Annotated in this window: 12 protein-coding genes and 1 pseudogene; 8 read left to right on the top strand and 5 right to left on the bottom strand. The window is 53.7% G+C overall.

Features of this window, described 5'->3' with window-relative positions:
* Positions 1 to 52: 52 nt before the first annotated feature.
* From pruA to BJQ97_RS01325, 4 genes are all read left to right on the top strand, one after another.
* A complete protein-coding gene (gene pruA / locus BJQ97_RS01310; protein ID WP_160155213.1) occupies positions 53 to 1,600 on the top strand; it encodes an L-glutamate gamma-semialdehyde dehydrogenase in 1,548 nt (515 codons plus the stop codon).
* 115 nt (positions 1,601 to 1,715) lie between these two features.
* On the top strand, positions 1,716 to 2,915 hold the full coding sequence (locus BJQ97_RS01315) for an ornithine--oxo-acid transaminase (protein ID WP_160155214.1): 1,200 nt from the start codon (positions 1,716 to 1,718) through the stop codon (positions 2,913 to 2,915).
* A gap of 26 nt (positions 2,916 to 2,941) precedes the next feature.
* Positions 2,942 to 4,180, top strand: a complete 1,239-nt coding sequence (locus BJQ97_RS01320; protein ID WP_160157511.1) for a Glu/Leu/Phe/Val family dehydrogenase — start codon at positions 2,942 to 2,944, stop codon at positions 4,178 to 4,180.
* Positions 4,181 to 4,386: 206 nt separating this feature from the next.
* Positions 4,387 to 4,995, top strand: a complete 609-nt coding sequence (locus BJQ97_RS01325; RefSeq protein ID WP_160155215.1) for a DedA family protein — start codon at positions 4,387 to 4,389, stop codon at positions 4,993 to 4,995.
* A gap of 22 nt (positions 4,996 to 5,017) precedes the next feature.
* Here the strand turns inward: BJQ97_RS01325 and BJQ97_RS18120 are convergent.
* A pseudogene (locus tag BJQ97_RS18120) lies at positions 5,018 to 5,170 on the bottom strand (iron chelate uptake ABC transporter family permease subunit); the annotation flags it as partial.
* Between the two features lie 265 nt (positions 5,171 to 5,435).
* Between BJQ97_RS18120 and BJQ97_RS01335 the strand changes: the two are divergent.
* Genes BJQ97_RS01335 through BJQ97_RS01345 form a run of 3 tightly spaced genes read left to right on the top strand, consistent with a single transcriptional unit; the run spans position 5,436 to position 9,117 of the window.
* Positions 5,436 to 6,323, top strand: a complete 888-nt coding sequence (locus BJQ97_RS01335) for a R2-like ligand-binding oxidase (RefSeq protein WP_201451647.1) — start codon at positions 5,436 to 5,438, stop codon at positions 6,321 to 6,323.
* A gap of 24 nt (positions 6,324 to 6,347) precedes the next feature.
* Positions 6,348 to 7,889 carry an aldehyde dehydrogenase family protein gene (locus tag BJQ97_RS01340; protein WP_160155216.1) on the top strand — a complete coding sequence of 514 codons (1,542 nt, stop codon included), beginning with the start codon at positions 6,348 to 6,350 and terminating at the stop codon, positions 7,887 to 7,889.
* A 16-nt stretch (positions 7,890 to 7,905) separates the two neighbouring features.
* Positions 7,906 to 9,117 carry an iron-containing alcohol dehydrogenase gene (locus tag BJQ97_RS01345; protein ID WP_160155217.1) on the top strand — a complete coding sequence of 404 codons (1,212 nt, stop codon included), beginning with the start codon at positions 7,906 to 7,908 and terminating at the stop codon, positions 9,115 to 9,117.
* 115 nt (positions 9,118 to 9,232) lie between these two features.
* Here the strand turns inward: BJQ97_RS01345 and BJQ97_RS01350 are convergent, their stop codons facing one another.
* Positions 9,233 to 9,562 carry a DoxX family protein gene (locus tag BJQ97_RS01350; protein WP_407066436.1) on the bottom strand — a complete coding sequence of 110 codons (330 nt, stop codon included), beginning with the start codon at positions 9,560 to 9,562 and terminating at the stop codon, positions 9,233 to 9,235.
* 228 nt (positions 9,563 to 9,790) lie between these two features.
* On the opposite strand from BJQ97_RS01350, the gene BJQ97_RS01355 reads away from it, so the two are divergent.
* Positions 9,791 to 10,501, top strand: coding sequence for a DsbA family oxidoreductase (locus BJQ97_RS01355; RefSeq protein WP_160155218.1), 711 nt, complete (start codon positions 9,791 to 9,793; stop codon positions 10,499 to 10,501).
* Positions 10,502 to 10,584: 83 nt separating this feature from the next.
* Here BJQ97_RS01355 and BJQ97_RS01360 read toward each other — a convergent pair whose 3' ends face one another.
* From BJQ97_RS01360 to BJQ97_RS01370, 3 genes are all read right to left on the bottom strand, one after another.
* Positions 10,585 to 11,049 carry a DinB family protein gene (locus tag BJQ97_RS01360; RefSeq protein ID WP_160155219.1) on the bottom strand — a complete coding sequence of 155 codons (465 nt, stop codon included), beginning with the start codon at positions 11,047 to 11,049 and terminating at the stop codon, positions 10,585 to 10,587.
* A gap of 64 nt (positions 11,050 to 11,113) precedes the next feature.
* Complete coding sequence (locus tag BJQ97_RS01365; protein ID WP_236567076.1) at positions 11,114 to 12,415, bottom strand: sensor histidine kinase; 1,302 nt, start codon at positions 12,413 to 12,415, stop codon at positions 11,114 to 11,116.
* A gap of 26 nt (positions 12,416 to 12,441) precedes the next feature.
* The gene (locus tag BJQ97_RS01370) at positions 12,442 to 13,128 is read right to left on the bottom strand and encodes a response regulator (RefSeq protein ID WP_160155221.1); all 687 of its coding nucleotides are present in this window, start codon (positions 13,126 to 13,128) and stop codon (positions 12,442 to 12,444) included.
* Positions 13,129 to 13,482: the final 354 nt, after the last annotated feature.

A 13,482-nucleotide genomic window follows, 5' to 3' on the forward strand; every position in this document is an offset into this window, starting at 1 on the left:
AAACCGTTTTATAACGAAAAATTTTTTTGCCTTTAAAAGGGAGGATGACGAAATGGTGCAGCCGTACAGACACGAACCGCTCACCGACTTTACCGTGGAAGCAAACCGTGAAGCGTTTTTAGCGGCGCTCAAAAAAGTGGAATCGGAGCTTGGACGCGACTATCCGCTCATCATCGGCGGCGAGCGCATCATGACCGAAGACAAAATCACCTCGATCAACCCGGCGAATAAAGCGGAAGTAGTGGGACGTGTGGCGAAGGCGGACAAGGAGCTCGCCGAGCGGGCGATGAAAACCGCTGATGAAGCGTTCCGCACCTGGAGCCGGACGAGCCCGGAAGCGCGGGCCGATATTTTGTTCCGGGCGGCGGCGATCGTGCGCCGGCGCAAGCATGAATTTTCCGCTTGGTTGGTGAAAGAAGCGGGCAAGCCGTGGCGCGAAGCGGACGCCGATACGGCGGAAGCGATTGACTTTATGGAATATTACGGCCGGCAGATGCTGAAGTTGAAAGACGGCATTCCGGTTGAGAGCCGTCCGGGGGAAACGAACCGGTTCTTCTACATTCCGCTTGGCGTCGGGGTCGTCATTTCGCCGTGGAACTTCCCGTTTGCCATTATGGCGGGGACGACGGTGGCTTCGCTGGTGACAGGCAATACGGTGCTGTTGAAACCGGCGAGCGCAACGCCGGTGGTGGCGTATAAATTTGTGGAAGTGTTGGAAGAAGCGGGACTTCCGGCTGGTGTATTGAACTACATTCCGGGCAGCGGCGCAGAAGTCGGCGACTATTTGGTCGATCATCCGCGCACGCGGTTTATCAGCTTCACCGGTTCGCGCGATGTCGGCATCCGCATTTATGAGAGGGCAGCGAAAGTGCACCCAGGGCAAATTTGGCTGAAACGCGTCATCGCGGAAATGGGCGGCAAAGACGCTATCGTCGTCGATAAAGAAGCCGATCTCGAACTGGCGGCGCAATCGATCGTCGCGTCGGCGTTTGGCTTCTCCGGGCAAAAATGCTCGGCGTGCTCGCGCGCGATCGTTGTTCAAGATGTCTATGACCAAGTGTTGAACCGCGTCGTCGAGCTGACGAAGCAGCTCAACGTCGGCGATCCGGCGGAGCAAGCGACGTTTATGGGTCCGGTCATCGACCAAGGGGCGTACAACAAAATTATGGAATATATCGAAATCGGCAAGCAAGAAGGCCGTCTCATGACGGGCGGAGAAGGAGACGATTCGAAAGGGTTCTTCATCCAGCCGACCGTGTTTGCTGATGTCGACCCGAACGCGCGCATCATGCAGGAGGAAATTTTCGGACCGGTCGTGGCGTTTGCGAAAGCGCGTGACTTTGACCATGCGCTTGAGATTGCGAACAATACGGAATACGGATTGACAGGCGCCGTCATTTCGCGCAATCGAGCGAATCTCGAAAAGGCGCGGCACGAGTTCCATGTTGGCAACTTGTACTTCAACCGCGGCTGCACGGGTGCGATCGTCGGGTATCAACCGTTTGGCGGCTTCAACATGTCAGGCACCGACTCGAAAGCTGGCGGCCCGGACTATTTGATTCTTCATATGCAAGCGAAAACTGTATCGGAAATGTTTTAATGGCGGGGCGGCCGCAGCCGCCCTTTTCTTGTAATGGAACGTTGGTCCGTCAATTGCCGGATGAAGGCAAACGTTGTCCGTGAAGGTGGAGAGTGAGGAGAAAAGGGGGATTTTGATGACGACAAAATCGCAACAGCTCATCGAACAAACGGAACGATATGGAGCAAGAAATTATCATCCATTGCCGATTGTCATTTCGGAAGCGGAAGGGGTATGGGTGAAAGACCCGGAAGGCAACCGCTATATGGACATGTTGAGCGCGTATTCAGCCGTCAACCAAGGACACCGCCATCCGAAAATTATTGAGGCGCTGAAGCGGCAAGCCGACCGGGTGACGCTCACATCGCGCGCGTTCCATAACGACCAGCTCGGTCCGTGGTACGAAAAAGTGTGCCAGTTGACGAAAAAAGAGATGGTGTTGCCGATGAACACCGGCGCCGAGGCGGTCGAAACGGCGCTCAAGGCGGCGCGCCGCTGGGCGTATGATGTCAAAGGTGTTCCGGACAACGAAGCGGAAATCATCGTTTGTGAAGGAAATTTCCACGGCCGGACGCTCGCCGCGGTGTCATTGTCGTCCGAACCGGCGTACAAACGCGGTTTTGGGCCGCTTTTGCCAGGGGTGAAAATCATTCCGTACGGCGACATCGAAGCGCTGAAAGCGGCCATCACGCCGAATACGGCGGCGTTTCTTGTTGAGCCGATCCAAGGGGAAGCCGGCATTCGCATTCCGCCGCAAGGCTTTTTAAAAGCCGCGTATGACGTGTGCAAGGCAAACAACGTCTTGTTCATCGCTGATGAAATCCAAACGGGATTGGGGCGAACTGGAAAGTTATTTGCTTGCGACTGGGAAGATGTTGTGCCTGACATGTATATTTTAGGGAAAGCGCTGGGCGGCGGGGTGTTCCCGATTTCCTGCGTCGTCGCCAACCGCGATATTTTGTCGGTGTTTGAACCCGGTTCGCACGGATCGACGTTCGGCGGCAATCCGCTCGCTTGCGCGGTGTCGATCGCAGCGCTTGAGGTGATTGAAGAAGAACGTCTGGCGGAGCGGTCGCTTGAGCTCGGTGAATACTTTTTGGAGAAGTTAAAGCAAATCCGAAACGAGGACATCAAAGAAATCCGCGGCCGCGGCTTATTTATCGGCGTCGAGCTGCATGTGCCGGCGCGTCCGTACTGTGAGGCGCTGAAAGGGCAAGGATTGCTTTGCAAGGAAACGCATGAGACGGTCATTCGTTTCGCACCGCCGCTCATTATTACGAAAGAGGAATTGGATTGGGCGTTCGAACGGATTGCGAATGTCTTGTCCCGTCCATAAATCGAGTCAAAGAGGCGAATGAGACGATGGAAGAAAATATGTTTCTCTCCACCCAGCGCGTGATCAAGGAGGCGCTGGCCAAACTCGGCTACGGCGAAGAGATGTATGAGCTGCTGAAAGAACCATTGCGCGTCCTCACCGTAAGGATTCCCGTCCGCATGGATGACGGAACGGTGAAAGTATTTACCGGCTACCGCGCCCAGCATAGCGATGCCGTAGGGCCGACCAAGGGAGGCATTCGGTTTCATCCGGATGTCACCGAGGAAGAAGTCAAGGCGCTGTCGATGTGGATGACGATCAAAGCCGGAATTGTCGGTTTGCCGTATGGCGGCGGCAAAGGCGGCATCGTCTGCGACCCGCGAAACATGTCGATGGGGGAATTGGAGCGGCTCAGCCGCGGCTATGTGCGGGCGATCAGCCAGATCGTGGGGCCATCCAAAGATATCCCGGCGCCGGACGTGTTTACGAACTCGCAAATTATGGCGTGGATGATGGATGAATATAGCCGCATCCGCGAATTTGACTCGCCTGGGTTTATCACCGGTAAGCCGCTTGTGCTCGGCGGTTCCCAAGGCCGGGAAAAAGCGACGGCGCTCGGTGTCACGATTTGCATCGAAGAAGCAGCGAAAAAAGCGGGAATCGAGTTGCAGGGGGCGCGGGTCATTATTCAAGGATTCGGCAATGCAGGCAGCTTTTTGGCCAAGTTTTTGCATGAGGCTGGAGCCCGCGTCATTGGCATTTCCGATGCGTATGGCGCGCTGCATGACCCGAACGGGCTGGATATTCCGTATTTGTTGGATCGCCGCGACAGTTTTGGGACGGTGACCACGCTGTTTGAGAATGTCATCACCAATCAAGAGCTGCTAGAAAAAGAGTGTGATATTTTAGTTCCGGCTGCGGTGGCCAATCAAATCACGCGTGACAATGCCGAGAATATTCGGGCTAAAATTGTGGTGGAAGCAGCCAACGGCCCAACGACGCTGGAGGCGACCAAAATCTTGACGGAGCGGGGCGTGCTGCTGGTGCCCGATGTACTGGCGAGCGCCGGCGGAGTGACCGTTTCCTATTTTGAATGGGTGCAAAACAACCAAGGCTATTATTGGACGGAAGAAGAAGTGGTCGCGAAGTTGAAAGAGAAATTGACGAGCGCGTTTCACCGCGTCTATGAATTGGCGGAATCGCGCCGTGTGGACATGCGCATGGCGGCGTACATGATCGGGCTGCGCCAAACAGCGGAAGCAGCTCGCTACCGCGGTTGGGTATAGTCATGGAGAAGTTGTAGATAGGGGGCGAGCCGTCCATCCTCATCTGCTTGAGGGTGGGCGGCCTTTTGCTTGTGAGGGGCGATAAAGCCGGTGATATCGAAGGAAGAACAAAAGCAAGCCGCGTTTCTTTTTTTGCAAAGGATCTTTTTTTGTACTACCATATCATATACATACCATGAGCTGTGCAGAAGGGAGAGAATGGCGCCATGCAGGCGTGGATCACGAATGTGATGGAACAATTCGGCTATATCGGCATTTTTCTGATCATTGCGCTGGAAAACATTTTTCCACCGATTCCATCGGAAGTCATTTTGCCATTTGGCGGGTTTATGACGACGTACACGTCATTGACCGTCCCTGGTGTTATTGCGGCGGCAACCGCCGGTTCGGTTGCCGGGGCATTGGTGCTGTACGGGATCGGCCGGCTGTTGTCTGGTGATCGGCTCGAACGGATCGTCGATCGTTGGGGGGGATGGCTGCGAGTGAAGCCGGAAGACATCGCCAAGGCGAACCGGACGTTTCAGCGCTACGGGGTGTGGGCTGTTTTTTTCGGGCGCATGGTTCCGCTCGTGCGCAGCTTGATTTCCATTCCGGCGGGCATGGCGAAGATGAATATCGGGTTGTTTGTCTGGCTGTCCGTGCTCGGCACATTGATTTGGAATACGGCGCTCGTTTCGATCGGCGCGGCGCTTGGCCAATCGTGGGGGAAAGTGTCTGAAGTGATTGGAATGTATGCTGAAGTGGTTTACATCGTGATAGCCATTTCGCTTGCAGCATCCGCTGTGCGTTTATGGAAAAGACGCCGGACATCATAAGATGCCCCGGCGTCTTTTGTCTTCACCATTTTAGCAACAAATAGATGAAATACGGTGCGCCGATCAACGAGACGACCACTCCCACCGGAATCGGCTCGGCGAGAATGTTGCGCCCGATCGTGTCAGCTATAAACGAAAAGGGTTGACCCCAAACACAAGCGCGTTTTGGGATCAGCCCCCCCTTTTTATGCGTCGATTGTCGGAAAATGTCATCCGCTTTTTGTTGACGGAAGGAAGGAAAGGTTGCTAGAATAGAAAAAAATGATTGACTATTCATAACATTCCGGTCATTTGTACATCTTGCCCCTTTGTTAGCAACCTGCCAATTGTCGCAACAATATATTTGTAATCCTTTACATCATATTGATGGTCCTCACAGTCATCCATCCAGACGTACAACATCCAGCCAACATCCAAAAAACGAAAAAGGAGTGGTGAGCGTGCGGCGTACTCAACCGTTGGTGACGACGGGCAGCCGCGGGCTGCAGGAAGATTCGTTCCCGTTTCGGCTTTACCAAAAGGCGAAGCGGTTGGGGGTGTGGAATCCGGCGGACATTGACTTGACGCAAGATGTGAAAGATTGGGAGACGCTCCCTGTTCAGATGAAGGACGGAATTTTGCGGCTCATTGCCCAGTTTCAAGCGGGCGAAGAGGCGGTGACGCGCGATTTGTTGCCGCTTTTGATGGTCGTTGCCAAAGAGGGGCGGATCGAGGAGGAGATGTATTTAACCACCTTTTTGTTTGAGGAGGCGAAACATACCGAGTTTTTCCGCCTTGTGCTCAATGCGCTCGGCGTCAAAGAAGACTTGTCCCATTACCATTCCGAAACATACCATACGATTTTTAACGAGATTTTGCCGTCAGCGATGGGACGGCTGGAACATGATTCGTCCCCGGAAGCGATTGCCGAGGCGTCGGTCGTGTACAACATGTTTGTCGAAGGGGTGTTGGCGGAAACGGGGTATTACGGCTTTTACAAATCGCTTGAGCAAATGGGCGCCATGCCTGGGCTGTTGAAAGGGATCGGCTATTTGAAAAAGGACGAATCCCGCCATATTGCGTATGGTACGTTTCTGCTTCAGCGGCTGATCCGCGAGCATCCGTATCTTCTTGAAGTCGTGATAAAAAAGATGGAGCAACTCGCACCGCTTGCAGTAAAACTCAACGAGGAAGCGGCGGCCCACGATTCTATTTTCAGTCCTGACCATCACGCTGACATTATGAATTTCACCGCTCGCCAACTGGCAACGAGGATGGACGTGCTGAAAAAAGCGCAGGAGAAGTCGTTTGAGGAGCTGTTCGGTTTTGAGGAAGAAAACGTTGGCTAAATAAAAAGGAAGGGAGAAATCGTCATGACCACTCACGTGCAAGTGCAACATTTCCCACTCTTGATAAATGGTGAATGGCAATCGTCAACAAGCGGAGAAACGTTTCCCGTATACAATCCGGCAACCGGAGAGATGGTGGCGACTGTCGCGAAGGCGACGGTGGACGATGTCGATCGAGCGGTGCAAGCGGCGCGCAAGGCGTTTGATGAGACCGATTGGAGGACGATGAAACCGAAAGAACGGGCGCGAGTGCTGAATGCGATCGCCCAAGCCATTGCCGCCAACGCCCAAGAGCTCGCCTATTTGGAAGCGATCTCAAGCGGTGGGACGATTCGGCGCATCAGCTCGATCGATATTTTGCAGACGGTCGATCTATTCCAAACGATGGCGAACATCGTTGAAGAGTACCCGTTTTCGGAAACGCTGCCGATTCCGCCGTTCCCCGGTCCGGCGCATAACGTTGTTTGGCGCGAGCCGATCGGAGTTTGTGCGGCGATTACACCATGGAACTTGCCGCTTATGATCGCATCGTGGAAAATTGCGCCAGCGCTGGCGGCAGGCAATACAATCGTCGTGAAGCCGGCGAGCTACACACCGTTGTCAACGCTGAAACTGGCGGAAATCATTTCGTCCTTTGTGCCGCCGGGGGTCATCAACGTGGTGGCCGGCTCGGGAGCCGACGTCGGTGAGGCGCTTGTCCGCCATCCGCAAGTGGACAAGGTGGCGTTTACTGGTTCAACCGAGGTTGGCCGCCGCATTATGGCGCTGGCGGCGGAAACGGTGAAAAACGTCACCCTTGAACTCGGCGGCAAGTCGCCGAACATTTTGCTTGAGGATGCCGATTTGGAGATTGCCGTTCCCGGCAGTTTGTTTGCCGTCTTTTTGCACTCCGGCCAGCTGTGCGAATCGGGAACAAGGCTGTTTGTGCCCGACCGACTGCACGATGAAGTGGTCGAGCGGCTTGTCGCGCTGACAAAAACACTTCGCATCCGCCATCCGCTCGACCCGGCGACCGATGTCGGACCGGTCATCTCCCGCCGGCAAAAAGAGACGGTGCTCTCGTATATTGAAACCGGGAAGCAAGAAGGAGCGGCCGTTGTATGCGGCGGCCATGAAGTGGAAGTGCCTGGCTGTGAAGGCGGCCATTTTGTCGCACCGACGATTTTTACGAATGTCACGAATGAGATGAAAATCGCGCAAGAAGAGATTTTCGGCCCGGTGTTGTCGGTCATTCGCTACCATGACGTGGAAGAGGCGGTGGCGATGGCGAACGATACAATCTACGGGCTTGCGGCCGGCGTCTGGACGCGCGACGTCAACAAGGCGTACGCCATTGCCGGGCGCCTGCAGGCTGGCGTCGTCTGGATCAATGACTGGCATATGCTTCGCAATGACGCGCCGTTTGGAGGCTACAAGCAAAGCGGCATCGGGCGCGAGATGGGCAAATATTCGCTTGATGCTTACACGCAGCTGAAGCATGTGCATACGTCGATGGTGCCGGAGCTTGAGAAGCGGAAATGGTATCAAGTGCTGTTTTCTCGCCTGCATGCCATGATGAAAAAGTAAAAGGGGATGAAGGAACATGACGACGTTAGCGAACTTTTGGCTGCGCACCGCCATTTATACCGGCTCGAACGCTCGGGCGCTCGTGCCGGACTTGTTCCGCGGGCTGGGCGCTAAGCGGGTGCTGTTGCTTTCTGACCGTGGGCTTGAGCAGGCCGGGGTCGTTGAGAAAGTGGCTGACATCTTTCGGCTGACAACGCACGGGATGGGACCGGAGCTCGCCGGCATCTTTTTAGATATTCGCCAGGATGCGGAGAGCGAATGCGTCAATGAAGCGGTGCGCTATGCGCGCGAGGTCGGAGCCGACGCCTTGCTGGCCGTCGGCGGCGGCAGCGTGCTTGATACGGCCAAAGGGGTGAAATACGCCCTGTTTAAAGGATTGCGCGACATTAAGGAGGCGATTCCAGGCGGGCTGCGGTACGAGTCGTTCCCGCAGGCGCAATTCATGCCGATCCCACACATCGCCATCCCGACGACAGCCGGCACGGGGTCGGAAGTGTCACCGATTGCAGTCATTTATAATGAGGAGCTGCGGTTAAAAACGAACATCATCAATCCGTTTATTAATGCCGATGCGGCGGTGCTCGACCCGGATTTGACAGTCGGGCTGCCGCCGAAGGTGACGGCGTTTACCGGCATGGACGCGCTCACCCATGCCATTGAGGCGCTCGCCTCGCCGACGGCGACCGCCATTACCGATGCGTGCGCCTTGCAGGCGATCCGCCTGATTCGCGACTACTTGCCGATAGCGGTTCATGACGGCGGGAACATTCGCGCCCGCTCGGAGATGCTGCAGGCGAGTTTGCTTGGCATTACCGCATTCAGCTTTGCGTTAAACGCCATCCCGGTGCATAATTTCGCCCATGCGTACGGGGCGATGTTCCGCATCCCGCATGGATTGGCGAACGCCGTTTTTCTGCCGGTCGTGATGGAAGCGATTCCGGATTTGTATTTGCCAAAGGCAAAGTTGTTGGCCGAAGCGCTCGGCCTTCATGACCACGGTCAAGGGGCTGATGTGCTGCTGGCCAAAGCGATCGAGCGCATTCGCACGTTGCGCGATGACATCGGGCTGCCGGCCGATTTTGCCGACTACCCGATCACGGCGGAGCAATTTGCGGTCACCATCCCAGCGGTGGCCTCTGACCCGGCCGCGGTCAGCTTCCCGATGCCGCCTGAGTTGATTCAGGCCATCGGCGAGCGCGTCGTCAAGCTGGCAGTGGAAAAAGGATGAAGCAGCATGTCGAAAAGCAGGAATGGGATTTGGCGCTATAAACAGATTCCCTTTCATCTATAGGTAGAAAAAGGTGTCCCGCTCCTTGTGGGACACCCGCTTTTGTGTCGATCGTTCAGCCCCGTGGCCGCCCGATGACAGTGTCTAACGACCAAAGCCGGCTGCCGTTTAACCATAAATAAATCGACATGGCGAGCAAGGCGAGGTTGAATTCATAGCCCGTTTCCCGGCCGTTGCCGAGCAAGCCGGCGTCAGCTTTTACCGTCACGATCGCTCCGATCATCATGACCGCAAATCCGGCCGCAATCCAGCGCGTGCCAAGGCCCAGCATCATCGCCCAGCAGCCAGTGAGCTCCACGATCGTCACGATGTAGGCAAGCAGGCTGGGGAGACCCATGGTGATGAATGATTCCGCCGCTTCTTCAAGCCCCCGCTGCCATTTCACCCAGCCATGGGCGAAAAAAGATGAATCCGGTGACGATTCGCAAAAGGAACGCTCCTAGTTCACGGGAGTACATGAATCATATCCTCCTTGTCCAAGCGACATAAGTAGTACAATGTATGCGAAGCGTCCTTCCTAAATTCCTTTTGTTGGTGATTGGGACGGAAATCAGCTACAATGGAAGGGAAGGTTCGCCACCAGAGCCGTAGGCCGAAAATGAGGAGGATGGCCATGAAAATCGAAGTTTGGTCCGATTTTGTCTGCCCGTTTTGCTATATCGGCAAACGTCGCCTAGAACAAGCGCTTGCACAGTTTCCGCACCGGGAAGACGTCGAGATCGTCTTCCGCAGCTTTGAATTGGATCCGAATGCGAAAAAAGAAACATCGTTGACCATTCATGAACTTATTGCGAAAAAATACGGGATTACGGTTGAGGAAGCGAAGCGGGCGAATGCCGATATCGGCCGGCAGGCGGAGGCGGTCGGGCTTACGTTTCGCTTTGAAACGATGAAGCCGACGAATACGTTTGACGCCCACCGTTTGGCGCAATACGCCAAAGAGAAAGGAAAGCTCAATGATGTCGTCGAACGGCTGTTTTATGCCTATTTTACGGAGTCGAAGCGAATCAGTGACCGCGATGTGTTGCTTGCGCTCGCCGAAGCGGCCGGGCTTGACCGGGTGGAAGCCGAAGAGGTGTTGGCCGGCGGCCGTTATACAGAAGAGGTGCGCCGCGACGAAGAAGAGGCGGCAGCGTTGGGCGTCCGCGGCGTGCCGTTTTTCGTGTTGAACGGGAAATATGCCATTTCCGGGGCCCAGTCGGTTGACGTGTTCCGCCGGGCGTTGGAGAAAGTATGGGCCGAAGAGCAGAAATCGTCACCGTTGCAGCCGCTGGCGGCGGATGAAGGCAGAACGTGCACCGACGAAGGGTGCTCCATTGATTAAGGGGATGAAAGGGGAAGCCGGTTAGGGGTGTCTAGCCGGCTTTTTTGATAAGTCCCATGTAGATGAAACGAAAGCGGGGAAGATCAGCCCCGTTTCACAAACAGCGGCAAGTCTGTATGCCCCATGCCGCGGACGTAGACGAATAGCTGGCCTTTATGATGGATTTCGTGGTCCATCGCCAATTGCAGGACCTGCGCCGCAGACATTTGTGTGCCAAAGATGGCGGTTAAATCGAGCGTCCGATCGAAATCGTCATCGCTCATCGATTCGAGCAGCTGTTTCGTTTTTTCCGTATACGTTTCCGCCAGCTTGGCCAAATTTGTCTCTGGATCCTCGATTTTTTGCCGGAACAGCGCCGCGTCGCCGTGTTTCGCGGTGTTGGCGAAGTTGTAAAAGCTGAACAGCATATGCGTCGCCAATTGTTTTGCTGTCATCGACGTCGGCGTCGGTTTGTAATCATAATGCGCTTCGTCGATTTTATTGATCAGTTCCATCGTGACATGGCGGTGCGAAAGGAAATATTGCACCCATTTCTTTGCGCGGGACATGGTTATTCCTCCTTTTGGTTATTGATTTCTGTTTTCCATTCTACCATAAACATCTTCTCTATCGTCAGCGGGGAAGCTTGACCCGAAAGGTGGTCCCTTGGCCAGGGGTGCTATCGACATCGATTGTTCCGCCGTGAGCCAATACGAATTCTTTGGCGATGGCCAGCCCCAATCCGGTTCCGCCTCGATTTCGCGTTCTGGCTTCATCCGCGCGATAAAATCGATCGAACAAAAAAGGCAAATGCTCCGGCGCAATGCCGATGCCTGTATCTGAAACGGCAATTTGCAACATAGCGGGTTCTTCATCGATCACCACGTTCACCATCCCACCCTCAGGAGTATAGCGGATCGCATTGACCAGCAAGTTTAGGAATACTTGGGTAATGCGGTGTGGATCGACCCAAATCGTTGTGTGATTGGCCGAACAAGTCAGATGGATACGAATGTTTTTTTCTTCCGCGCTGGGAGCTACCCGCTCGATGAGCTGTTGCAAAAGGCTCTCCATATTCGTTGGTTTCCGTTCGAGCGGCAGTTTGCCAGCCTCGGCTAACGACAGTTGATGCAAATCCTCTACGAGACGGGTCAGCCGGATTAACTCATCCTGCAGCGGCAACAGCCTCTCGGGCTCAATAGGGCGGCGTTGTTGCTGAAACCAATCGAGTTTTCCGCGGAGGATCGTTAGAGGTGTTCGCAGTTCATGAGCAACATCGGCCACCAGACGCCGTCGAACTTCCTCTGCTTGTTGCAACTGCTTGGACATCTCGTTGAACGTTTGAGCGACTTTTCCGTATTCATCCTTAGTGATCATCGGCGCCTGAACGCCGAATTCGCCTTTTCCAAGGCGGTCAATCGCGTAAATAAGCAACTTAAGCGGCGCCGTGAGCCGTTTTGACAGCCAAAAGGCGATGAAGAGAGAAAGAAACACCAACACGGCGGCGCTAAGCAAGGATAATGTGGTGACAGAACTCGTGATCCCCCGCCGCACTTTAGCCATATTTCCGACCTCACGGTCATAATAATGCAAAAACGCTATTGTTTTTCCATGTGCTTTTACTTTGGTCGAGGTCCCTAGTCCAATCATCCATGACGCAGGAATCTCTCCTGCCGCATATAGTTGCTCGCCCTCGAGGGACAAAAGGACCACCCCAGCCTGTTCGTGTCTGTTCATGATAGTCGTATCCAGTTGGATATGTTGGATACCGTTCCAAGAGTGATGATGTGTTTCATAATAATAGGCAAATATGTTCGACAGCTCTTTCATTTCTTGGCTTCGATCCACCTTTAGTACCACGTCCAGTATATCGACGACGACTACCTTGATGATGAGGGAAAACATGATTCCCATGCCGATAATAAGGGCGGCCATCGAAAGAAACAGCTTATGCCTAATGCTCATATCTGTTCACCGAAACGATAACCGAATCCATAAACAGTTTGGATATAGATGGGACGGGACGGATCATCTTCAATCTTTTTGCGGAGACGGCTGATATGAGCATCAACGGTTCGCTCGTCGTTGAAAAGATCATCTTCAAAAATGCTTTGCAACAGTTGCAAGCGGCTATAGACGACACCTGGTTTTGCGGCTAGGGTAAGCAACAGCTTAAATTCGGTCGGCGTTAAGGCGATTTCATTTCCTCGTTTCCATACGCGGCATTGCTCTTCAGAAATGGTCAATTCTCCGCGTTTCATCATGTTCTCCGGGTTGTTTTGCCCTTCCATTCGCCGCAATACCGAGCGAATGCGGGCTGCCAGTTCTCTCAGTGAAAAAGGTTTGGTAATATAATCATCCGCTCCTACCTCTAGGCCAATGATTTTGTCAGTTTCCTCTGTTTTCGCTGTGACCATAATGATGCCAACGCGGCTCGTCTTGCGCAATTCACGGCATACATCAATTCCGCTCATCTCGGGAAGCATCCAGTCAAGCACCACAAGGGATGGCTTCGTTTCTTTAAATTTTTGCAGCGCTTCTTTCCCCGTTTTGGCTGTGGCAATTACAAATCCTTCCTGCCGCAAAAATGGCTCCATAAATTCGAGCACTTTTTCTTCATCATCCACTAATAACAGCGTATGCGGCATTTTTTGTTCCCTCCTGTTGGTTTCGTTCTCTTTTCATTATATCCTCATGTGGGCCAATGTAGGAAAATGTCATGGAATCTGCAAAGGTTCGTCATCAGTTTGCAACATCGTCTAGTTAGAATGAGACCATAGCATGAAGGTGTGATGACATCATTGGGGCGGGAAAAATCAAGTTATTGACTAGACTAACGTTTTTGGCCGCTTAATGCATAAGGAAAGGAACGGTGAAAAAACCCTTTTAATTTAAGAGAAGATGATGAAATTGAAAAAAACACTTTTGATTTTACTAGGGGGATGGGGTGGGGGATTGATCCTATCGATCGTGATTATCTAAGTTGCAATAAAGAATTTCCG

It is taken from the genome of Geobacillus sp. TFV-3, from assembly GCF_009901865.1.
GTDB lineage: Bacteria > Bacillota > Bacilli > Bacillales > Anoxybacillaceae > Geobacillus > Geobacillus thermoleovorans_A.

Bases quoted from the DNA above. Each gene is read 5' to 3' on its own strand.
- BJQ97_RS01340 (WP_160155216.1), top strand. From the start codon at position 6,348: ATGACCACTCACGTGCAAGTGCAACATTTCCCACTCTTGATAAATGGT.
- BJQ97_RS01365 (WP_236567076.1), bottom strand. From the start codon at position 12,415: ATGGCCGCCCTTATTATCGGCATGGGAATCATGTTTTCCCTCATCATC.
- pruA (WP_160155213.1), top strand. From the start codon at position 53: ATGGTGCAGCCGTACAGACACGAACCGCTCACCGACTTTACCGTGGAA.
- BJQ97_RS01320 (WP_160157511.1), top strand. From the start codon at position 2,942: ATGGAAGAAAATATGTTTCTCTCCACCCAGCGCGTGATCAAGGAGGCG.
- BJQ97_RS01315 (WP_160155214.1), top strand. From the start codon at position 1,716: ATGACGACAAAATCGCAACAGCTCATCGAACAAACGGAACGATATGGA.
- BJQ97_RS01370 (WP_160155221.1), bottom strand. From the start codon at position 13,128: ATGCCGCATACGCTGTTATTAGTGGATGATGAAGAAAAAGTGCTCGAA.
- BJQ97_RS01345 (WP_160155217.1), top strand. From the start codon at position 7,906: ATGACGACGTTAGCGAACTTTTGGCTGCGCACCGCCATTTATACCGGC.
- BJQ97_RS01325 (WP_160155215.1), top strand. From the start codon at position 4,387: ATGCAGGCGTGGATCACGAATGTGATGGAACAATTCGGCTATATCGGC.
- BJQ97_RS01355 (WP_160155218.1), top strand. From the start codon at position 9,791: ATGAAAATCGAAGTTTGGTCCGATTTTGTCTGCCCGTTTTGCTATATC.
- BJQ97_RS01360 (WP_160155219.1), bottom strand. From the start codon at position 11,049: ATGTCCCGCGCAAAGAAATGGGTGCAATATTTCCTTTCGCACCGCCAT.